19 protein-coding genes are annotated in these 21,803 nt (G+C 47.9%); 8 read left to right on the top strand and 11 right to left on the bottom strand.

Going from position 1 to position 21,803, the window contains the following annotated elements; all coding sequences use genetic code 11:
• Positions 1-404 (bottom strand): DUF4372 domain-containing protein (locus FTU50_RS06955; RefSeq protein ID WP_155858690.1); only part of this gene is annotated, 404 nt, incomplete at its 3' end.
• Positions 405-487: 83 nt separating this feature from the next.
• Between FTU50_RS06955 and FTU50_RS06950 the strand changes: the two genes are divergently transcribed.
• Positions 488-1,822, top strand: a complete 1,335-nt coding sequence (locus tag FTU50_RS06950; protein ID WP_257223461.1) for an OmpA family protein — start codon at positions 488-490, stop codon at positions 1,820-1,822.
• Positions 1,823-1,942: 120 nt separating this feature from the next.
• On the opposite strand, the gene FTU50_RS06945 is transcribed toward FTU50_RS06950, so the two are convergent.
• The 7 genes from FTU50_RS06945 to FTU50_RS06915 form a co-directional block, all read right to left on the bottom strand.
• Positions 1,943-2,581 (bottom strand): CoA transferase subunit B, encoded by a 639-nt coding sequence (locus FTU50_RS06945; RefSeq protein ID WP_005177056.1) that lies wholly within the window; start codon positions 2,579-2,581, stop codon positions 1,943-1,945.
• Positions 2,582-2,584: 3 nt separating this feature from the next.
• Complete coding sequence (locus FTU50_RS06940) at positions 2,585-3,289, bottom strand: CoA transferase subunit A (RefSeq protein ID WP_160241444.1); 705 nt, start codon at positions 3,287-3,289, stop codon at positions 2,585-2,587.
• A 96-nt stretch (positions 3,290-3,385) separates the two neighbouring features.
• A complete protein-coding gene (locus tag FTU50_RS06935) occupies positions 3,386-4,288 on the bottom strand; it encodes a hydroxymethylglutaryl-CoA lyase (RefSeq protein ID WP_016658374.1) in 903 nt (300 codons plus the stop codon).
• A complete protein-coding gene (locus FTU50_RS06930) occupies positions 4,285-6,279 on the bottom strand; it encodes an acetyl/propionyl/methylcrotonyl-CoA carboxylase subunit alpha (protein ID WP_180045944.1) in 1,995 nt (664 codons plus the stop codon). The genes FTU50_RS06935 and FTU50_RS06930 overlap by 4 nt, the downstream gene beginning before the upstream one ends.
• Positions 6,280-6,299: 20 nt before the next feature.
• On the bottom strand, positions 6,300-7,094 hold the full coding sequence (locus tag FTU50_RS06925; RefSeq protein ID WP_152342323.1) for an enoyl-CoA hydratase/isomerase family protein: 795 nt from the start codon (positions 7,092-7,094) through the stop codon (positions 6,300-6,302).
• A gap of 12 nt (positions 7,095-7,106) precedes the next feature.
• Positions 7,107-8,708: a carboxyl transferase domain-containing protein gene (locus tag FTU50_RS06920; protein ID WP_180045946.1), complete on the bottom strand. Its 1,602-nt coding sequence runs from the start codon at positions 8,706-8,708 to the stop codon at positions 7,107-7,109.
• A 34-nt stretch (positions 8,709-8,742) separates the two neighbouring features.
• Positions 8,743-9,915: an isovaleryl-CoA dehydrogenase gene (locus FTU50_RS06915; RefSeq protein WP_005177068.1), complete on the bottom strand. Its 1,173-nt coding sequence runs from the start codon at positions 9,913-9,915 to the stop codon at positions 8,743-8,745.
• A gap of 147 nt (positions 9,916-10,062) precedes the next feature.
• Here FTU50_RS06915 and FTU50_RS06910 point away from each other — a divergent pair, with 147 nt between their 5' ends.
• The 5 genes from FTU50_RS06910 to FTU50_RS06890 all read left to right on the top strand — a co-directional run bounded on the left by FTU50_RS06910 (position 10,063) and on the right by FTU50_RS06890 (position 15,055).
• A complete protein-coding gene (locus FTU50_RS06910) occupies positions 10,063-10,692 on the top strand; it encodes a TetR/AcrR family transcriptional regulator (protein ID WP_005177074.1) in 630 nt (209 codons plus the stop codon).
• Between the two features lie 102 nt (positions 10,693-10,794).
• Positions 10,795-12,483: an AMP-binding protein gene (locus tag FTU50_RS06905; RefSeq protein ID WP_104488771.1), complete on the top strand. Its 1,689-nt coding sequence runs from the start codon at positions 10,795-10,797 to the stop codon at positions 12,481-12,483.
• Between the two features lie 178 nt (positions 12,484-12,661).
• Entirely contained in the window at positions 12,662-13,333 is a 672-nt protein-coding gene (locus FTU50_RS06900; protein WP_180045948.1) for a class I SAM-dependent methyltransferase, read from the top strand.
• 63 nt (positions 13,334-13,396) lie between these two features.
• A complete protein-coding gene (locus FTU50_RS06895) occupies positions 13,397-14,194 on the top strand; it encodes a thioesterase family protein (protein WP_180045950.1) in 798 nt (265 codons plus the stop codon).
• Between the two features lie 84 nt (positions 14,195-14,278).
• Positions 14,279-15,055 (top strand): Rossmann-like and DUF2520 domain-containing protein, encoded by a 777-nt coding sequence (locus tag FTU50_RS06890; RefSeq protein ID WP_180054833.1) that lies wholly within the window; start codon positions 14,279-14,281, stop codon positions 15,053-15,055.
• A 150-nt stretch (positions 15,056-15,205) separates the two neighbouring features.
• Here the strand turns inward: FTU50_RS06890 and trmB are convergent, their stop codons facing one another.
• Positions 15,206-15,922, bottom strand: a complete 717-nt coding sequence (gene trmB, locus FTU50_RS06885; RefSeq protein WP_075166682.1) for a tRNA (guanosine(46)-N7)-methyltransferase TrmB — start codon at positions 15,920-15,922, stop codon at positions 15,206-15,208.
• 220 nt (positions 15,923-16,142) lie between these two features.
• Between trmB and FTU50_RS06880 the strand changes: the two genes are divergently transcribed.
• Positions 16,143-18,551, top strand: coding sequence for an ExeM/NucH family extracellular endonuclease (locus tag FTU50_RS06880; RefSeq protein WP_180054831.1), 2,409 nt, complete (start codon positions 16,143-16,145; stop codon positions 18,549-18,551).
• A gap of 69 nt (positions 18,552-18,620) precedes the next feature.
• Here FTU50_RS06880 and FTU50_RS06875 read toward each other — a convergent pair whose 3' ends face one another.
• The gene (locus FTU50_RS06875; RefSeq protein ID WP_005177090.1) at positions 18,621-20,066 is read right to left on the bottom strand and encodes a SulP family inorganic anion transporter; all 1,446 of its coding nucleotides are present in this window, start codon (positions 20,064-20,066) and stop codon (positions 18,621-18,623) included.
• 218 nt (positions 20,067-20,284) lie between these two features.
• Here FTU50_RS06875 and FTU50_RS06870 point away from each other — a divergent pair, with 218 nt between their 5' ends.
• Positions 20,285-20,896 (top strand): glutathione binding-like protein, encoded by a 612-nt coding sequence (locus FTU50_RS06870; protein ID WP_180054829.1) that lies wholly within the window; start codon positions 20,285-20,287, stop codon positions 20,894-20,896.
• Between the two features lie 119 nt (positions 20,897-21,015).
• On the opposite strand, the gene FTU50_RS06865 is transcribed toward FTU50_RS06870, so the two are convergent.
• Positions 21,016-21,801: a thiazole synthase gene (locus FTU50_RS06865; RefSeq protein ID WP_152342325.1), complete on the bottom strand. Its 786-nt coding sequence runs from the start codon at positions 21,799-21,801 to the stop codon at positions 21,016-21,018.
• Positions 21,802-21,803: the final 2 nt, after the last annotated feature.

The following is a 21,803-nucleotide window of genomic DNA, read 5'->3' as shown; positions in this document are numbered from 1 at the left end:
AAGGAAAGCGACAGGTCAATATGACTGGCATCCAAGGAATACAAGGGATTCTTAAAGCGAAATTTATGAGCTACTTTTGAGTGTTCATAGTATTTAAGCAACTTGTAAAATAGCTGTTGATACAAGGCAGCAGGCTGCTGCTCATTGATTCGTGCCAGCGTGCTTCGGGGAATAGACTTTGCTCCGAGATGACTCAGCTTTTCCTGTTGGCACTCCAAATTGGATTGAATATCTCTCAGACTTTGCCTACAAGAGAATTGAGACATCAATATGGCAATAAACTGATCCCACCGGGAAGCCGCTCTAAATTTCTGTCCAACATGGTGTACTTTAGCAAGTTGTTCAAAATCCTGTCGCACAACAGGTTTAATTAGCTCATGAAATACGGTATTCTGATGTGACAAAACCTGAATCCTGGTCGTTAAAGTGTTTGTTTACACTCATATTTTAACTGTTAGGACTCAGGTTTTTTTATTTAAAGCAAACTATGGGACAGCAGTGCCGGCCATCCCTCATTGACAGCCTGAGAAATCAGCTTAATCCGCGGCTGGCTGAAATTTTTGGTACCAACCTGAACCTGAAACAGCAGTTTCTGGAATTTAGCCGCGGTCAGGCGCCGGCAGATGAAATTGAATCTACCCTGAACCGGGCCATCGTACCAACCTTAGGTTTTTTAGAAAGCGAGGCCGGCTCGACCGATCCTGAGGCGATTGTGCATTTGCTTGATCAGCATATGCCGGACATTCAGGCTGCTTTGCCGGAATGGGCCGCTGCGCTGCTGGCCGGTTTGGGCGTCAATGCCACTGCCGGGCAGACCATTCATCAGGCGCCTGAGTTATATGAAGAGGTGCCAGAGCAGAAGCGCTCGCCGTGGGTACCGATTCTGATTTTTATTATTCTGGCATTGTTACTGGCCTTTTTATTTAAAGCCTGTTCTGACCGTAATGAAGAAGAGGTGCCTGTTACCCAGGCAGCAGCGACGGAACCGGCCTATTTGCAGGTCAATACCGGTTCCAATGGCGATCTGGTCACCTGTCAGTTGTATCTGAACAATCCGGCTTATACCGACATTCTGCAAACAGAAGTTAAACGGATTTTTAACCATCCGACAGGTTGTGGGGTGAATAGCGCCAGTAATTATCATAGTGAATTTATTGATCAGGATGTGATTCCAACGGCATTGAAAATCCTGAAAGATGTGCCGAATACCAATATGACCTGGATGGGTGAGCAGATTGCGATTCAGTCCACCAATCCGGCAGATGCGCAGCGTGTGGCCAATCAGCTGCGTCCTTTGGCCAAGAATATGACCATTACGGTGCAGCAGGATCTCGATGTACAGACCGTCACACCAGCGACCACGACCGCAGCCCAAGCCTTGGCCGTGATTAACCCGGATAATATTCAGGCGCTGGATGTCTCCACCGCCTTAAATCTGGAAGCGATTCATTTTGAGTCAGCATCTTCGACTGTACCGGAAGCCAATCAGCCAATTCTGGATCAGGCTGCGGCCTTAATCCAGCGTGCGCCGCATGTACATTTGACCATTAAAGGCCATACCGATGCAGTAGGCAGCAATGAAGCCAATAATCTGTTGTCCTTACGCCGTGCTGAAGCGGTACGTGATTATCTGGTACAACGCGGGGTTGATCCTTCCCAGTTACAGGCCGTGGGGTATGGCCAGCAACAGCCGATGGAACCAAATGCAACCCCAGAAGGGCAGTTCCAGAACCGTCGTATTGAGTTTGAAGTATTAAATACAGAAACCGGGGTGGTACGTGCGGTTGATGATCAGGGCATTGTCGAGAAGAAAGCAGAGTAAGTTCGGTTAAGGGAATAGAAAAGGACGACTTGAAGTCGTCCTTTTTGGTTTAGTTGAAAAGCGGAGGTAGCGGTGGGGATGTATTCACGACCATCCGATGCCCGCTTTTAAAACCAGCCATTAAGCTGCATTACGTATTAAAGGCACCCCGGTGACTTTCTGGATTTCATCAAAACTGACCTCCGGTGCCAGTTCCACCAGCTGCACGCCGGTTGGGGTAATATCCAGAACGCCCAAATCGGTAATTACGCGATGAACCACGGCTTTACCGGTCAGCGGCAGGCTACACTGTGAAACGATTTTAGGTGTCCCATCTTTGGCGCAGTGTTCCATCAACACCACCACTTTTTGCACACCTGCGACCAGGTCCATGGCACCGCCCATACCTTTGACTTTTTTGCCCGGAATCATCCAGTTGGCCAGATCGCCCTGTTCAGAGACTTCCATTGCCCCCAGAATGGCAATATTGACATGGCCGCCACGGATCATGGCAAAAGAGTCTGCGCTAGAGAAAAACGAAGCACCTTGACGAGCTGTGACCGTCTGTTTGCCGGCATTAATCAGGTCAGCATCGACCGTGGCTTCAGTTGGGAATTCCCCAATCCCGAGCAGGCCGTTTTCTGACTGTAGCCAGACGTTGATATTTTCTGGAATATAGTTAGCGACTAAAGTTGGTAAACCAATCCCTAAATTGACATAGAAACCATCTTCCAGTTCTTGTGCGGCGCGCTGCGCCATTTGATTACGCGTCCAAGCCATGGTTTAAGCCTCCGCCTTTAAAGTCATTTGTTCAATACGTTTTTCAGGATGCACATTTAACACAATGCGGTTGACATAAATCCCCGGCAGATGGATTTCATCTGGATCGAGCGCGCCAATCTCTACAATTTCTTCGACTTCGGCAATGGTGATTTTGCCCGCCATGGCACAGACCGGATTAAAGTTTTGTGCAGTTTTACGGAAAATCAGGTTGCCGGCCTTGTCGGCTTTATAGGCTTTGACCAGGGCAACATCGGCAGTTAAAGATTCTTCTAAGATATAATCCTGACCTTTAAACTGGCGCACTTCTTTGCCTTCCGCGATGACGGTACCGACACCGGTGGCGGTAAAGAAGGCTGGAATACCTGCACCGCCGGCACGTAATTTTTCTGCCAGCGTACCTTGCGGGGTCAGTTCAACTTCCAGTTCACCACTCAGGAACTGGCGTTCAAACTCCTTGTTTTCACCGACATAGGATGAAATCATTTTTTTAATCTGTTTGGTTTCAAGCAGCAGCCCCAGACCAAAACCATCAACACCGGCATTGTTGGAAATACAGGTCAGCTGTTTGGCACCGGTGTCTTTTAGCGCGGCAATTAATGCTTCAGGAATCCCGCACAGGCCAAAACCACCTACGGCCAGGGTTTGGCCATCCTGAACCACGCCATTTAAGGCGGCTTGTGCGCTGTCATAGACTTTATTTGCCATGTGTCACCTCTATTTTTATCCTTTTTTCAGCAGATTGCTGCTGTTACATCCTTGAGTGGCTTGAGGGCATTGCTCAAGCCGGGTTTTATTCGGTTATTAAGCGCAGGCTTTTTGCCAGTAGGCATTGGCATAATTGGATGGATTATTGCGCTGTAAAACATTGCTGATGTTACGGCTGGCCTGCATCAAGGCATCCAGCTGAATGCCGGTTTCATAGCCCATGTTGGACAGCAGGTAATACAGATCTTCGGTTGAGACATTGCCGGATGCGCCTTTGGCATAAGGACAGCCGCCTAAACCGGCAATTGACGAGTCAAAAACGCGAATACCTTGCAGCAGTGACTGGTAAATATTGGCGATGGCCATGCCATAGGTATTATGGAAATGACCGGCCAGCACCGTCGTATCCAGTTCGGCCAGACAGGCGTCCCAGACTTTTTTCACCCGGTCGGGTGTGGCGGTGCCAATGGTTTCACCCAAAGACACTTCATAGCAGCCCATATCCAGCAGGCGCTGCGAAACTTTTGCCACCTGCTGCGGATCAATTGCGCCTTCATACGGACAATCGACCATACAGGACACATAACCACGCACACGAATGTTGTGCGCTTTGGCTTCACGCATTACATCGCTGAATTTTTCAAAGCTTTCATCAATCGAACAATTGATGTTTTTGCGGGTAAAACTTTCAGACGCGGCGGTAAAGACCGCCACTTCTTTGCAACCCACTGCCAGCGCAGATTCAAAACCTTTCAGATTTGGCGTGAGCAGGCTGAACTGAATGTTTGGATCTTTGGGCAAGCCGGCAAACAGCACATCGCTGTCTGCCATTTGCGGTACCCATTTGGCCGATACACAGGAACCAACTTCAATGGCCTGTAAACCGGTTTGCATTAAATCCAGAATCAGCTGTCTGCGGTCATCCAGGGTTAAGGGCGTTTTTTCATTTTGCAGGCCATCGCGTGGCCCGACTTCAACAATTTTGACAAATTCGCTCATGCGACTTCCTCCGCCAGCGGCTGGAATTCCACCAGCTCATCGCCAGCTTTAACCTGATCACCGGCCTGGAAGTAAGAGCTGGCCACGATGCCATCATGCGGTGCACGAATCGAGTATTCGATTTTCATGGCTTCGAGGGTCATCAGGACATCGTCTTTTTTGACTTTGTCATTGGCCGCCACCAGTACCTGAGTGATGACACCTGGCATTGGCGCAGTCAGGTTGTTTTCAGCACCTTGTTCATCATCCTGGTTAAATACCGGTTTCAGATAGGTAAATTTATAGCTCTGGCCATTCTGGAACAGGGTAATGCCATGTTCAGTCTGGCTAAAGGCCAGTTTTTGCTGTTTGCCGGCCAGCTTGAATTGCAGGGTATGCGCATCCAGTAACTGACCCTCAAGCTCAAAAGTCTGACCATCATACTGTGCGACAAAACCATGTTCTTGTGCTGCAAACTGGATATTTAAGGTTTTGTCATTACATTGAAATTTGATTGTCTGACCCGATTGCAGATTTAAACGCCAGAAAGCATTGGTCTGCCACACCGGATTGCTGGCACTCGGGTTTTGTGCCAAACGTGACAGTAATTCGATGAAGGCCGCGCTGACCACTAGCGTACTGTTCAGCTCTGTGGCCGGTTTTAGCAGGAATTCTTCTTCGCGCTGAATCAGGCCAGTATCCAAATTGGCATTCTTGAAAGAATCGCACAGCACCAGACGATCCAGGAAGGCAATGTTGTTGCCCAGACCATCAACATGGAACTGACCTAAAGCATGGTGCATTTGCGTTAATGCTGCTTCACGGTTTTTGCCCCAGACAATCAGTTTGGCAATCATCGGGTCGTAGTAGGTGCTAATTTCATCGCCTTCAACAATACCGCTGTCGACACGTACCGCTTCATTTTGTGCTGGATAATGCAGATAGCTGATTTGACCAATCGCCGGAATAAAGCCTTTTTCAGGTTCTTCGGCATAAACACGTGCTTCTAAAGCATGGCCGTGAATCTGCAATTCGTGCTGCTGTTTTGGTAAAGGCTCACCAAAGGCGACGCGTAATTGCCACTCGACCAGATCCTGACCGGTAATCATTTCAGTCACCGGGTGCTCAACCTGCAGACGGGTGTTCATTTCCATGAAGTAGGCGGTCCCGTCTTGCTCGACAATAAACTCGACGGTGCCGGCACCGACATAATTTACGGCACGCGCGGCATCAATTGCGGCCTGGCGCATGGCTTCCAGTTTATCTTCCGGCATTTTCGGTGCTGGTGCTTCTTCCAGTACTTTCTGATGGCGGCGCTGTACCGAGCAATCACGCTCAAACAGATGCACATAGTTGCCATGGGTATCGCCAAACACTTGCACTTCAATATGACGCGGCTGCACTACATAGCGTTCAATCAGTACATCTTCATTGCCAAAGCTGGAACGGGCTTCACTCTTACATGAGGCTAGGGCGCTAAGGAAATCTTCACTGCGCTCAACCAGACGCATCCCTTTACCGCCACCGCCGGCGCTGGCTTTAATCAGCACCGGATAGCCAATGTCATCGGCTTGCTGTTTTAAGAACGCAGCATCCTGATTGGTGCCATGATAACCCGGTGTCAGTGGTACGCCGGCTTTTTCCATCAAGGCTTTAGAGGTGGCTTTTAAACCCATCGCCAGAATGGCGTCAACTGGCGGGCCAATAAAGACAATGTTGTTGTCCCGACAGGCAAAAGCAAACTGGTCATTTTCAGACAGGAAGCCATAACCCGGGTGAATGGCTTGTGCGCCGGTGCTTTTTGCGGCTTCGATAATCCGTTCAATCTGTAAATAGCTTTGTGCTGCTGGTGATTCACCAATATAGACTGCTTCATCGGCCAGTTTGACATGCTGGGCCTGAGCATCTGCATCTGAATAGACTGCAACAGTTGCAATTCCCAGTTTTTTGGCAGTACGAATGACACGGCAGGCAATTTCACCACGGTTGGCAATTAAAATCTTTTCAAACATCGTTAGGATCCTTCTAGTTGTTATGCCGTGGTCTTGATCCAGGCCGGGCTTTGTTTGTTAAGGAAAGCATTTAAGCCGTTTTTCGCCTCATCTCCCTGGCGAACGTGGGCAATATGCTGTGCGGTTTGCAGCAAGAGGTCCTCGGTCAGGACTTGCTGGTTCACCATCTGAATGAGCTGTTTCGATGCGTGCTGTGCTTCAGGGCCACCGAGTAATAAGGCCTGCACAATTTCATCAATTTTGCTGTCCAGCTGTTCCGGTGCGGTCACTTCATGTGCCAGACCAATAGCGTGTGCCTGTGCTGCAGAAATCCGTTCAGCAGTTAAAAAGTAACGTGATGCCTGACGCGCACCAATGGCACGAATGACATAAGGGCTGATGGTGGATGGCGCCAGACCTAAACGCACCTCAGAGGTCGCAAATTTGGCATCGGTGCTGGCCACACAAATATCACAGGCCGAGGCCAGACCCATACCGCCGCCAAAGGCAATGCCATGTACGCGGGCGATGGTTGGCTGTTTCAAGGTGGCCAGACTTTGCAGCATTTTGGCTAGCTTGAGTGCATCGGCTTCATTGTCGGCTTGTGAGGCCTGACCGGCCTGTTTCATCCAGTTCAGGTCGGCACCGGCAGAAAAGCTTTTGCCACGACCGGCCAGAATCACCACACGTACATCAGCGCGGGTATTTAGCTGCTGAAAGCAGGCATGTAATTCTTCAATGACCTGGGTATTAAAGGCATTATGCAGTTCGGCACGGTTAATCCACACCGTAGCCACCTGATCTTGCTGTTCGAGTTGTAAAAATTGATAATCCATTTTTGTCACCTCTTACATGCGGAACACGCCGAATTTGGTTGGCTGGATTGGGGCATTTAATGCTGCCGCCAGACTGAGCGCCAATACTTCACGTGATTGCGCAGGATCAATGACGCCATCATCCCATAAACGCGCAGAAGCATAATAAGGATGGCCTTGGCGTTCATATTGGTCACGAATTGGCTGTTTAAACTGGTCTTCTTCTTCAGCTGACCAGGTTCCACCTTTTTGCTCAATCTGATCGCGTTTCAAAGTCGACAATACGCTAGAGGCCTGTTCACCGCCCATCACTGAAATACGCGAGTTTGGCCAGGTCCACATAAAGCGTGGCGAGTAAGCACGGCCACACATGCCATAGTTACCGGCACCAAAAGAACCGCCAATCACCAGAGTCAGTTTAGGCACATTGGCTGTCGCGACGGCCATCACCAGCTTGGCACCATTTTTAGCAATACCTTCATTTTCATACTGACGACCCACCATAAAGCCGGTGATGTTTTGCAGGAAGATCAGCGGAATATTGCGCTGGGTACATAGTTCAATAAAATGCGCGCCTTTTTGTGCAGACTCAGAGAATAAAATTCCATTGTTGGCAATAATTCCAACTGGCATTCCATAGAGCTTGGCAAAGCCAGTGACCAGGGTAGTCCCAAAGCGTGCCTTGAATTCGTCAAAGCGTGAACCGTCGACAATACGCGCAATCACTTCACGCACATCAAACGGTTTACGTGCATCAGTCGGGACAATGCCGTACAGCTCGGACGCATCGAATAATGGTGCTTCGACATTTTCCGGCTGCGGATTTGGTTTTTTATTTAAATTGGCGACGATGTTGCGGGCAATGGCCAAAGCATGTTCGTCATTTTCTGCCAGATGATCGGCCACACCTGAAAGGCGAGTGTGCACATCGCCACCGCCCAGATCTTCACTGCTGACCACTTCACCGGTGGCAGCTTTCACCAGTGGCGGGCCCCCCAGGAAAATCGTACCCTGATTCCGCACAATAATGGTTTCATCGGACATGGCAGGGACATAAGCACCGCCAGCAGTACAGCTGCCCATCACCACGGCAATCTGGGCAATGCCCATGCTCGACATGCGCGCCTGATTGTAGAAAATACGGCCGAAGTGGTCACGGTCTGGGAACACTTCATCTTGCAGCGGTAAATAGGCACCGCCAGAATCGACCAGATAGATACAGGTCAGATGGTTCTGCTCGGCAATTTCCTGAGCGCGTAAATGCTTTTTCACAGTCAGCGGATAATACGTTCCGCCTTTGACAGTCGCATCATTGGCAATGATCATACAGGTCACGCCATTGACCTGACCGACACCGGCCACCACACCGGCAGCAGGCACATCATCCTGATACACCTGATAGGCAGCCAGCTGACCAATTTCAATAAAAGCCGTACCCGGATCAATCAGGTGGTCAATCCGTTCACGTGGTAATAATTTACCGCGATCCAGATGTTTCTGACGTGCAGTTTCACCGCCGCCCAGGGCAATTTTCTGGACTTTCTGTTTCAGGTCATCGACCAGGGTTTGCATCGCTGCGTGGTTGTTTTTGAACTCTTCGCTGCGAATATTGATTTTGCTCTGTAATTGATTCATGCCAACATCCTTGTCTATTCTTGTGATTTATTTTTTAGGCAGTTTCGTTAAACAGTTCGCGGCCAATCAGCATACGGCGAATTTCCGAGGTGCCTGCACCAATTTCATAGAGTTTGGCATCACGCCATAAACGTCCAGCAGAAAATTCATTGATATAACCGTTCCCACCTAGCGTCTGAATGGTTTCACCGGCCATCCAGGTGGCTTTTTCGGCTGCATATAAAATTGCGCTGGCAGCATCTTTACGCAGGCTGCGGCTATGCTCGGCTTTGTCACATTCTGCACCTACGGCATAGACCAGTGCTTTACAGGCCAGCCAGGTCGAATACATATCAGCAATTTTGCCTTGCATCAGCTGGAATTCGCCCAGTGCCTGACCAAACTGTTTACGCTCGTGGATATACGGAATCACGGTGTCTAGGCAGGCATCCATAATGCCCAGTGGGCCTGCGCTTAATACAGCACGTTCATAGTCCAGACCACTCATCAGCACTTTTACACCATTGCCGACACCGCCGAGGACGTTTTCTTTCGGTACGCGCACGTTGTCAAAGAACAGTGGATAGGTATTCGAGCCGCGCATGCCCAGTTTGTCCAGGTGCGTACCGTGGCTAAAGCCCGGCATGGTTTTTTCAATCAGGAAAGCGGTCATGCCTTTGGCGCCGGCTTGGGTATCAGTTTTGGCATAGACCACCAGCACATCTGCATCGCCACCGTTGGTGATCCACATTTTTGAACCGTTTAGCAGATAATGATCGCCCTGATCTTCAGCTTTGAGTTTCATGCTCACCACATCGGAGCCGGCATTCGGTTCTGACATGGCCAATGCGCCGACATATTCACCTGAAATCAGTTTCGGTAAATAGCGCTGTTTCTGTTCTTCGTTACCATTACGCTTAATTTGGTTCACACATAGGTTAGAATGTGCCCCGTAGGAAAGGCCAATAGATGCTGAGGCACGTGAAATTTCCTGCATGGCAATAATATGTGCCAGATAACCGAGGTTGGTGCCACCATATTCCTCACTTACGGTTAGACCGAGTAAACCCATGTCCCCAAACTTTTTCCAAAGATGAGCAGGGAATTCGTTGTCACGGTCGACCTGTTGAGCAATGGGTGCGATCTCTTTTGCACAAAATGCAGCAACTGAATCACGAAGGGCGATCAGTGTTTCATCCAAACCGAAATCCAAGCTTTGTAAATTCATTTCTTCATCCATCCTGCGGTTATATTTGTTGTTTCCAAAAAAGCATTTTTGTTGTGCTTGGTTTTTAACATACATCGAAAATTTAAAAAAGTGAACTAAAATTCACAAAATGATTTACAATTCATTTTATCTGGTTGAGAATAAGATATGAGTTATAAAAGATCATCATTGATGCAGGAACGAATGGAACAGAATCGCCTGTCGATTTTGCAGTCCGCTCGTGAACTAATTGCTCAAGGGGGCTTTAAAGAGGCGTCGATTCAGGCCATTGCGGAACGTGCCGGTGTATCTACCGGTCTGGTCTATCGATATTTCGAAAACAAAAGCCAGATTTTAATTGAAGTGTTGTCGAATGCGATTCAGCATGAGGTTGAAATTTTGAACCACATTGCCGGCTCGGATTTATCGCCAAAACAGAAATTGCAAAAATCTGTTACAACTTTTGTGAAGCGTGCCATGAACAGTCCCCAACTGGCGTATGCGCTCATGTTTGAACCGGTTGATCCGGAAATGGAACATGAACGTTTTCGCAGTAAACAGCTGATCAAGCAGAGCATTAAGGAAATTTTGGCTGAAGGAAAAGTCAATGGTGAGTTTGAGTTTGAAGATTTGAACACCGCCGCACTGGGCGTGGTTGGCTCTATGACTTTTGTGGTGATTGAACCTTTAAACCCATCTCGCAATGTGATGTTTGATCAAAACTATAAGGATTACTTTGTCAAACAGATTGCCGATTTTTGTGTGAATGCAGTACGTCGACAGGAGGGAAGTGAGTAAAAAACGATAAAAACGGCAGGGAAGACAGACAGGTAGTCGTGGTTCAAAAACAATTAGTAGAGTTGAAAATCAGAATTACAAAGAATCAAGGAGAACGATTCAATGACACAAGTACGGTTAAGCTACGCCTACGGAACGAGCAGCCAGCCTTTACTGGGCACAACGATTGGTGAAAAATTTGATCAGGCTTGCGCGCAATACGCCGAACAGGATGCGGTGGTCAGCCTGCATCAGAATGTGCGTTTGAGCTACCGGCAGTTGCAAGAGCAGGTGAATGCCTTTGCCTGCAGTTTGCTGAAACTGGGCTTTCAAAAAGGTGACCGTCTTGCAATCTGGTCGCCGAACTGCGTGGAATGGACCATTACCCAGTTTGCGGCCTTTAAAGCCGGCATTATTCTGGTGAACCTGAACCCGGCCTATAAAAGCAATGAGCTGGAATATGTACTGAATAAAGTGTCGTGTAAGGGACTGGTGATTGCCTCGCAGTTCAAGACCACCAATTATCAGGAGATTCTGACCAAAATTGCCCCGGAGCTGAACCAGGCAGCAAGCAAAGTGCTGAAAGCCGAGCGCCTGCCGCATCTGAAACATATTATTAAAATTGATGATCAGGAACATGCCGGATTACACCGCTTTCAGGATTTACTGACCCCGCCAAGCAAAAAAATGCTGCAAAAACTGCAGCAGATTTCTAGTGAATTGCAGTTTGATGAAACTATTAATATTCAGTTTACATCGGGCACCACCGGGAATCCGAAAGGCACCATGCTGACCCATAACAACATTTTAAATAATGGCTATTTTGTCGGTGAAGCAATTCATCTCAGCCCGGCAGATCGGGTCTGTATTTCAGTGCCGTTATTCCACTGTTTCGGGATGGTGATGGGGAACTTGGCCTGTATCACTCATGGTTCCACCATGGTTTATCCATCAGCCGTATTTAACCCGCTGGATACTTTAAAAGCCATTCAGCAGGAAAAATGTACCGCCGCTTATGGCGTACCGACCATGTTCATTGCCATTTTAGAGCATGAACAGTTTGATGAGTTTGACCTGTCAAGCTTGCGCACCGGTATTATGGCCGGTAGTCCATGTCCGCAGGAAATCATGCAGCGCGTGATTGACCGCATGCATATGTCGGAAATTACCATCTGCTATGGCATGACTGAAACAGCACCGGTAAGTGCGCAAAGTTCAACGGAAGATTCGGTGGAACGTCGCGTCAGTACCGTAGGCCGAGTCCATCCACATCTGGAAGTCAAAATTGTCGATGAAGAGGGCAAGGTGGTACCACGTGGACAGCTCGGTGAACTCTGTGTTCGCGGTTATTCGGTAATGCTCGGCTATTGGGAAGATCAGGAAAAAACCGCAGAAGTGATTGATGCTGCACGCTGGATGCATACCGGTGATATCGCTGAAATGGACGATGAAGGCTTTGTTAAAATTAAAGGCCGGATTAAAGATGTGGTGATTCGTGGCGGTGAAAACCTGTTCCCGAAAGAAATTGAAGATTTCCTCTATACCCATCCGGCGGTTTGCGATGTACAGGTGATTGGCGTACCCGACCATAAATATGGTGAAGAACTCTGCGCCTGCATTATTCTGCATGAAAATGATCCTTGCACAGAAGAAACCATTCGCCAGTACTGCGCCGAGCATATTTCACACAATAAAGTGCCACGTTATGTGCGTTTCTTTAGCGAGTTTCCAATGACGGCATCGGGTAAGGCGCAGAAGTTTAAGCTGCGTGAATTTATGCGTGAAGAGTTAAACCTAAAAGAAATTGCTTGATTCATGCAGGCATCTAATCACATGACAGGGCGACAGGGATATCGCCGGTCATGTGATTGAATCTCGGGGAAAATCAAATCAGAGCAAAATTGCTTTGCTTTCCGCGAGCTGTCATGACTTTCCAACAAGAATGATCTTCGCAAGTCTATTCAAGAGTCAGAGGTAGAGTGAGTTAAAGATGGCCAAAAACTTTCACAGTGAAGTCATTGTCGCTGGCTATGATGATCACATCCGTAAACTGATTCCCGGCTATGAGCTGGTACATCAACAGATTGATGCCATTCTAACGGCAGAATTACCGGAAACTGCGCATATTCTGGTGGTCGGGTGCGGGACAGGCTATGAGCTGACCTATTTATTGGCGCATCATCCACAGTGGCAGATTACCGCCATTGATCCCTCCCGTGCCATGCTGGAACAGGCACAAAATACGATCCGGTCACTGGCTGGTGCAGAGCGGGTGCAGTTTATTCAGGCCGATACCCAGAGTTTAGAATCCAGCCAGGCTTTTGATGCGGCACTGGCCATTCTGGTGGCGCATTTTATTCCCATGGCGGCCAAAGCCGATTTTTTTCAGGACATCTGCCAGCGCTTAAAACCGGGTGGCGTATTCCTCAGCTATGACCTGATGCAGCCTGAAACATTGGCTGAACAGCAAGTGCTGCAGTATGTGGCGGTGCAACAGGGCTTAACAGTGAGCCAGAGTGAAAAGATGATTGCACGTCTGGATGATGATTTTGAACTGGTTTCGGCTGAACAGACCAAAGACGTATTAACAAAAGTCGGATTTAAAAGTTGCAGGGTTTATTGTCAAATCATGAATTATTATGGTTTTTTTGCACGAAAATAAACGAAACAGAGGCTACACAGGCAGGTAGCACACAGACCAAAGAGTAAGGAAGTAGGGAAAATAATGTCGGCATATTACAGTTTTATCAGACGTGAACAGCATGCAGATGGTAGCAGCACAGCTTATTATGAATCGAATATTCATGCTCAGGGTGCGTGGAATCCGCATGAGCAGCATATGGCACCTGCCACAGGTATTCTCTGTGCCGAGCTGGAACAGTTCCAGCCACGTGCAGAAATGCGCATTGGCCGGGTCGGGCTGGATATTTTTGGGTTGATTGCCTTTGGTGAATTTTCGATTACTACCCGCATGATTCGCCCGGGTAAAACCATTGAACTGATTGAAGCGGAAATGTGTGCCAATGGTAAAACCTGTATTGTGGCACGTGCCTGGAAAATGCTGACTTCCGACACCCGCGCTATTGCCGGTCTGGAAGATTTGCCGACAGAAAGTCCGGACTATTTACCCGAGTGGGATGGCATGCGCTGCTGGCCAGGCGGCTATATTCAAAGCATTCAGACCCGTGCCCATCTGGACCATCGTCCGGGCAAAGGCATTGTCTGGCTCAGTAATCAGCTTGAAATGATTGACGGTCAGCCGACGTCCGATTTTACCCGCCTGATGGGCATGGTAGATACTGCCAATGGTGTGGTGCCACGTCAGGACCCGAATGCCGGTTGGGGCTTTCCAAATCTGGATCTGCAAATTCATCTGCACCGCTTGCCGCAAGGCCAGTGGCTGGGACTGGAAGTGGTACAACAATATGGTGAAGATGGTATTGGTCTGACCAGCGGCATTCTGCATGATGTTCATGGGCCATTTGGACGCAGTGAACAGATTCTGACCTTAAGAAAGTTCTAAAACTGGCTCAAGTCTATCAGGACGAATTGATTCGTCCTTTTTTTATTGGCATGCTGTGGGCAGTTCAAAATATAGATGAAACAGATGCGAATCGGGATTATTGGCGCGGGACGGGTAGCACATCATCTGGCACAGGCATTGAGTGCACGGTACCAGATAGTACAAATTTATAGCCGCAGTTTGGATAAGGCAGCGCAGCTGGCACAGCAGGTACAGGCCAGTGCAATTCATAGCCCTGAACAGTTTGATGCGACACTAGACTTGGTGATCATTGCGGTGAGTGATCAATCCATTGCCGCGGTAATTGAGCAGGTGCATCCTCATTTGCCTGAAGTGCTGATGGTCCATACCTCCGGCAGTACCTCGATGCAGCTGTTACAGCAGGTACATGCACGTGCCGGAGTATTTTATCCGCTGCAAACCTTTAGTCTGGAACGTGAGATTGACTGGTCCAATACCCCTTTATTTATTGAAGCGGCAGATGAAGACGATCAGGCTGTATTGTTGCAGCTGGCCAATGAACTCAGTCAGTGGGTTTATGCCTATAGCTCCGAGCAGCGTCTGAGCCTGCATCTGGCCGCGGTGTTTGCCTGTAATTTCAGTAATTATTGTTATGACATGGCCCGGCAAATTGTTGATGTCCAGCAGGTCGATTTTAGTCTGCTGTATCCGTTAATGCTGGAAACGGCGCAGAAGGCCACCCAGGCCGACCCTAAAATCATGCAGACCGGCCCGGCCATGCGTGGTGATCAGAATATTTTACAGATGCATCAGCAGTTATTGGCTGATGCGCAGCGACCTGATTTACAGGCGGTTTATCAACTATTCAGCCAGCAGATTTTAGAACGTCATCAGTCATAACCCATTGTTGTTATTTTCGGGTTGATGCTGATTGATCGAGTGGGCGATCCGATCTTTTGACTGATAGATCATCTATTTTAAAATCTTTGATCTTAAAATAGGGACGTATAAAAAAAGCGCTGAGATTTCAGCGCTTTTTCAACTTTGCGATTAAGAAATTTTCTTAAAGATAAAGTCGTTAATCTTGTGACCGGCTTCAATACCGCGGCGTTCAAATTTGGTTTGCGGGCGCCATTCCGGACGTGGATAGCTGTTGCCTTTGCCTGCCAGGTTTTCTAAACGGGAACGGTTGTCCAGCACGTCCAGCATCCATTCTGCATACGGTTCCCAGTCAGTTGCTGCATGGAAAGTGCCGCCCATTTCCAGTTTTTGCTCGACCAGTTCCATACGTTCATCCACCACAAAACGGCGTTTGAAGTGGCGTTTCTTCTGCCATGGGTCTGGGAAGTACAGTTGTACGGTGTTAATGCTGTTGTCTGGCATTTCACGCAGCACCTGAATTGCATCGGCATCCAGGACGCGCAGGTTGCTTAAACCGGCCGTGCCTGCTTCATATACGCACTGGGCAATACCTGGCACATGCACTTCAATACCCACAAAGTTACGCTCCGGATTGGCCTGTGCCATTAAGACCAGTGAACGGCCCATCCCAAAACCGATTTCCACCGTTAAAGGACGTTCTGGATGTTCAAAATGCTGACGTAAATCGCCAACCGGATATTCCAAAATTAGGTGACCATATTGTTCAAGCGCAGTACGTTGAGAGGTGTTGAGTGGTGAGGAACGACGCATAAACGTCACAATTTCACGGTGCTCGTTTAAGTTGTCCAGCTCGACGACTTGCTGGTCTAATTGATCATTCGACATAACTTTGGCAATCGTAAAAAATTCAAATGCGGTATTTTAAGTCCTGAGCAGTTGAAGTCAAATTTTTTCATGCATTGCGCTATTTTTTTCACGGCAGCTGTCATGAAAATGCAGAAATAGTTTCATCAAATGTTCATACATCTGTCATGTCTAAAAAATAGCCTGAATAAGCTTTAACAACTGATAAAAAACAATGAAATTACATACTTTATGCTGGGCCATGGCACTCATGGGTTGTGGCTTTTCTGCACATGCAGAGCTGATGTTCAGTCAATATGTCGATGGTACATCGAACCGTAAGGGACTGGAGATTTATAACCCCGATGCGACAGCGGCCGATTTATCTCAGTATCAAATCAAGATTTTTTCCAATGGCTCAACCACAGCCGGACTGACGGTATCTTTAGAGGGAGTGTTGCCGGCCAAAGCTGAATATCTGGTCGGGCGAAGTGAATTGGAGCTGGTGCTGGGCGATCTGGTCAAAAAAATCGCAAGTTTGAACTTTAATGGTAATGATGCGGTTGTGCTGTATAAGAATAATACACCGGTCGATCGTTTTGGTGTGCTTGGACAGACTACGAGTTGGGCAGAGGGCACCAGTTTAAGCCGCAATAAAACCACGCATAGTGTTAGCTCAGTTGACCCAACAGCACCTTTTGATGTGAACAGTGAATGGACGGCCTGGTCTGACCGGAATGCTTTTAGTCAGTATTTGCTGCCAGAAGGAGAGCAGCCACCGCCTGTGACGGAAACGATTAGCTGTAGCAGTAGTGATACCGCCATTGCCGATTTGCACAGTGCCAGCAAGAACCAGATCTATACCGTGCGTGGGGTGATGACCGCAGATTATCGTTATAGCAATGGTTTTTCCGGTTTTTATCTGCAAACGCCAGATAGCAAAGCCAAGCCAAACCTGAATAATGCGATTTTTGTTTATATTCCGGCCAGCAGCCAGATCAAAGGTGGTCAGGTTGGGGAAGAGGTGATTTTACGCGGTCGCCTCACTAGCTATCAAAACCAGCTGCAGCTGGACCAGCTGACTCAGGATATTCAAACCTGTAATCCGCAAGCGGCAAGCTGGGTAGCACCAAAAACGGTAAATTTACCGTTTGAAAGCCTGACGGATATGCAGCAGCATGCACCGCAGCGTTATCAGGGTGCGCTGGTTAAACTGCCGCAAACTCTGACCGTCAGTGAAAACTATAATTATGGCCGTTATGGCGAGCTGGCCCTAAGCCTTGGGCGTTTATATATGCCGACCAATCTGTATCCGGCCAAATCCGACGAAGCACTCAGCCTGGCCAAACAAAACCTGCTGTCGAAAATTATTCTGGATGATGGCTATAACAACCAGAACCGGACGCCGTGGTTGCCGCTGAACTTTAATGCGCAAAATACCTTAAGAGCCGGCTATGAGCTGCAAAATGTAGAAGGGATTTTGGAATATCGTTTTAACCAGTGGCGTATTCAGCCTGTTCAGGGCAGAACCTTGCCGAATATCGTGGCAGACAAAAATGAGCGCAGCAGCGTCAGTGCCAAAAATACTGCCCAGATTCGTGCTGCGGCCTTTAATGTCCTGAACTATGACAATGGCGCTGCACAAGGCTTCCCGACCGAGCGCGGTGCAAAAACCAAAGCAGAGTTCGACAAGCAGCATCAGAAAATTGTCAGTGCCTTAAAAGCCATTGATGCCGATGTCTATGGCCTGAATGAAATTGCCAACAATGGTTATGGCCCAGACAGCGCTATTGCCTATTTAACCCAAAGTCTGGGGCCAGACTGGAAGTATGTGACACCGCCAAATGCAGATCGCTTGGGCACCGATACCATTGCCGTAGCCATGATTTATAACAGCAAACGCCTGACGCCGGTGAATGCCGCTGCCGTGTTTGATGATGGTACGCAATTGAACCGTGTCACCATGGCGCAAAGTTTTAAACCTGTGGCGGGTGGCGAAAGCTTTACCGTGGTGCCACAGCATCTGAAATCCAAAGGTAGCTGTCCTGACACGGGTGTAGATGCAGATCAGGGTGATGGTCAAGGCTGCTGGAATAGCACCCGTGTGACCGCAGTACAGAAATTAATGCAATGGCTGGCGACCAATCCAACCAAAGTAACGCAGCCCAATGTCCTGATTCTGGGCGACTTAAACAGTTATGCCAAAGAAGATCCGATTTTGGCGCTGGAAAAGGCCAACTATAAAAATCTGTTTAATGATGAAAAAATCGGACAGGGCAAACAGGCTTATAGTTATGTGTTTGGTGTAGCCAGTAATACCCAGGGCTATGGCGGCGCCGGTAATTTAGACCATGCCATTGCCGATGCGCAATTGTATCCACAGGTTAAACGTGCTTTTGCATGGGCCATTAATGCCGATGAACCGACGGCGCTGGCCTATAACGAAGACTATAAAACTGCCGAGCAGATTCAGGCCTTTTATAGCCCGGATGCTTTCCGTTCATCTGACCACGACCCGATTATTATTGATCTGGATTTGGCAGATGCACCGGTAGAACCAAAGCCATCGGAAGACTCCAAAGCGGATACCCATGGGGGGAGTACCGGTCTATGGTCATTATTGGGATTATTCGGTCTGAGTGCTGCGGCTTGGTTACGTCGCCGTAAATAAGGCGGGTATTGATCTGCCATAAAAAAACGCCTGATTATCAGGCGTTTTTTTATGTGGTTTTACTCAAGCTTAATTCGGACTTAATTTATCAATCAGGGTGTCACTGGCTTCATTCAAGCCAATCAGCTCGACCTGAATGCCGCGAGCTTCAAATTTTTGCACCACGGTATTCAGCATATTCACTGAGGTTAAATCCCAAATATGCGCGTGAGTCAGATCAATCTTTACCTGTTGCAGATTTTCCTTAAAGTCAAAGAACTGGAAAAACTTGTCCGAGCTGCTAAAGAAAATCTGTCCGGTAATCTGATAACGGCGTGTATCCTGTACGCGTTCAGACTGAACTTTGACTTCACTTTCCAGCTTATTCACCAGGAATAAGGCCGACAGCAATACCCCAACGAAAACACCCAAGGCCAGGTTGTGTGTGGCCAGTACAATCGCCACCACGGTCAGCATCACAATATTACTTTGCTTTGGATGCTTGCTAAAGTTACGCACCGAATCCCAGTTAAAGGTGGTAAAGGCCACCATAATCATAATCGCCACCAGCGCCGCCATTGGAATATAAGCCAGCCAGTCTTTAAAGAACACCACCAGACACAGCAGGAAAACGCCGGCGACCAAAGTAGAAAGACGGGTACGCGCACCAGAGCTGACGTTAATAATCGACTGGCCAATCATGGCACAGCCGGCCATCCCGCCCATAAAACCGCTGACAATATTGGCATAGCCCTGACCACGACATTCCTGATGACGGTCACCTTCAGTTTCCGTCACTTCATTCACAATGGTGGTGGTCATCATGGTTTCCAGTAAACCCACTGTCGCAAGGGTGATGGAATAGGGGAAAATAATCGCCAGTGTTTCAAAATTCAGCGGAATTTCAGGAATTAAAAATACCGGTAAGGTGTCTGGAAATTGTCCCAGATCACTCACCGTACGCATATCGGCACCCAAAAACAGCGCCAGCAGACTCAGCACAATAATGCAGATTAAGGGTGAGGGCACCGCCTTGCCAATTTTAGGCAGATAGGGAAACAGATAAACTACCGCCAGCCCTAGGCCGACAAAGACATAGCCCCACAGATCCATTTGCATCAGCTCTGGAAGTTGCGCGACAAAAATTAAAATCGCCAGCGCATTCACAAAACCATAGACCACCGATTGCGACACAAAACGCATCAGCTTGGCCACTTTAAAATAGCCGGCCACCACTTGAATGATTCCGGTCAGTACCGTTGCCGCCAGCAAATATTGCAGCCCGTGCTCTTTGACCAGGGTAATCATCAGTAGCGCCATGGCACCTGTCGCGGCCGAAATCATTGCCGTGCGGCCACCAAAAAAGGCAATGGTCACGGCAATACAGAAGGAGGCATATAGGCCAACTTGTGGATCGACACCGGCAATTGCAGAAAAGGCAATGGATTCAGGAATCAGGGCCAGCCCCACCACCAGACCGGCCAGCACATCGGTCCGGATATTGGAAAACCACTCTTCTTTTTTCAGACTAATCACAATCGGCTTTTCATGAAACTTTAAAGGCGACTATGGTAAAACAAATGAAGTGAAAAAAGCAGCCGCAATCCACTTGAATAAGCGCCGCGCTTGCTCAATATTGAAAAGGTAAATGTTTTTTACGCATTTACGCTTTTTTGCAATTTACAGGTTCGATCACTTGAAAGTTTGTTAGAAGCCATTTAAAACAGTTAGTAGTTATATAACAAGGATCAGATATGAAGCTTTATTATTCACCGGGTGCATGTTCTTTAGCGGCCCATATTATTTTAAATGAAATTAATGTAGATTTTGATTTAGAACGTGTCGACCTGAAAACCCATAAAACCGAAAAAGGTCATGATTATTACGAAATTAATCCAAAAGGCTATGTTCCGGCGCTTGAGATTAATCCAGGTCTAATTCTGACCGAGAACGTGGCAATTTTACCGTTTCTGGCCCAGCACGATCCAAAACAAGATTTAATTCCGCCATCTGGCATGGGCCGTGCCAAAGTGCTGGAATGGTTAGGTTATCTCAACTCGGAATTGCATGATGCCTACGCGGTATTCTTCGGTGGCCAGTTAACCGATGATGAAAAAAATAAAGCCTATGCTGAAATTGACCGTCTGTTAAGTTATATTGATAAAACTATTGGTGAATCAGAAAATGAGTATCTGGTCGATGATAACTTTGGCCCGGCCGATGCCTATTTATTCGTACTGACCAACTGGTCGAACCATATTCATCATGATTTAACCCCATATACCCATATTATTGCGCTACGCAATAAAGTGGCCGAGCGTCAATCGGTGCAGATTGCCATGCGTGATGAAGGCTTGATTCCTTGATCCAGGTTTAAAAACCGCAATAAAAAAGGACTCAAGCAGAGTCCTTTTTTCATGTTTAGCTTTTAAATCAAGTGAAACCTGAAGGAGTAACTTATCTCTCAGCACAGATAATGTCCGGATTATTTAAAGAAATAACCGGTTTCTGGCGAGCTGGCATTGGCCATACGTTTACGCGGCATCCGGCCTGCCAGATAGGCTTCACGACCTGCTTCCACTGCTTTGCGCATTGCCGAAGCCATCAGGACCGGACTTTGCGCTGCTGCAATTGCAGTATTCATTAACACGCCATCACAGCCCAGTTCCATGGCAATTGCTGCATCACTGGCGGTGCCGACACCCGCATCGACCAGTACCGGTACTTTGGCATTTTCTTTAATAATAGAAATGGTATGCGGGTTTAAAATCCCCAGTCCTGAACCAATTAAGCTGCCTAAAGGCATAATTGCCACACAGCCCATGCTTTCCAGTTCTTGTGCCACAATCGGATCATCCGAGGTGTAGACCATAATCTCGAAACCATCATCAATAAGCGTACGCGCTGCCTTTAAGGTTTCGGTGATATTTGGATACAGGGTTTTTTCATCGCCCAGTACTTCCAGTTTTACCAGATTGTGACCATCGAGCAGTTCACGTGCCAGCATACAGGTACGCACTGCACTGTTGGCATCAAAACAGCCGGCTGTATTTGGCAAAATGGTATATTTTTCTGGTGGAATCACAGACAGCAAATTTGGCTGATCGGGATGCTGACCAATATTCACGCGACGAATAGCAACAGTTACAATTTCCGCACCGCTGGCCTGAATGGCCAGATCTGTTTCCTGCAGATCTTTATATTTTCCTGTGCCCACCAGCAAGCGCGAGTTAAAAGTGCGTGAACCGATTTTAAGTAGGGTGTCTTCCATAC

Origin of the sequence: Acinetobacter sp. YH12112 (assembly GCF_013418945.1) — a bacterium.
Lineage (GTDB): Bacteria > Pseudomonadota > Gammaproteobacteria > Pseudomonadales > Moraxellaceae > Acinetobacter > Acinetobacter indicus.
Note: the sequence above shows the minus strand (reverse complement) of the source record. Positions and strands in the feature narration are given on the sequence as shown.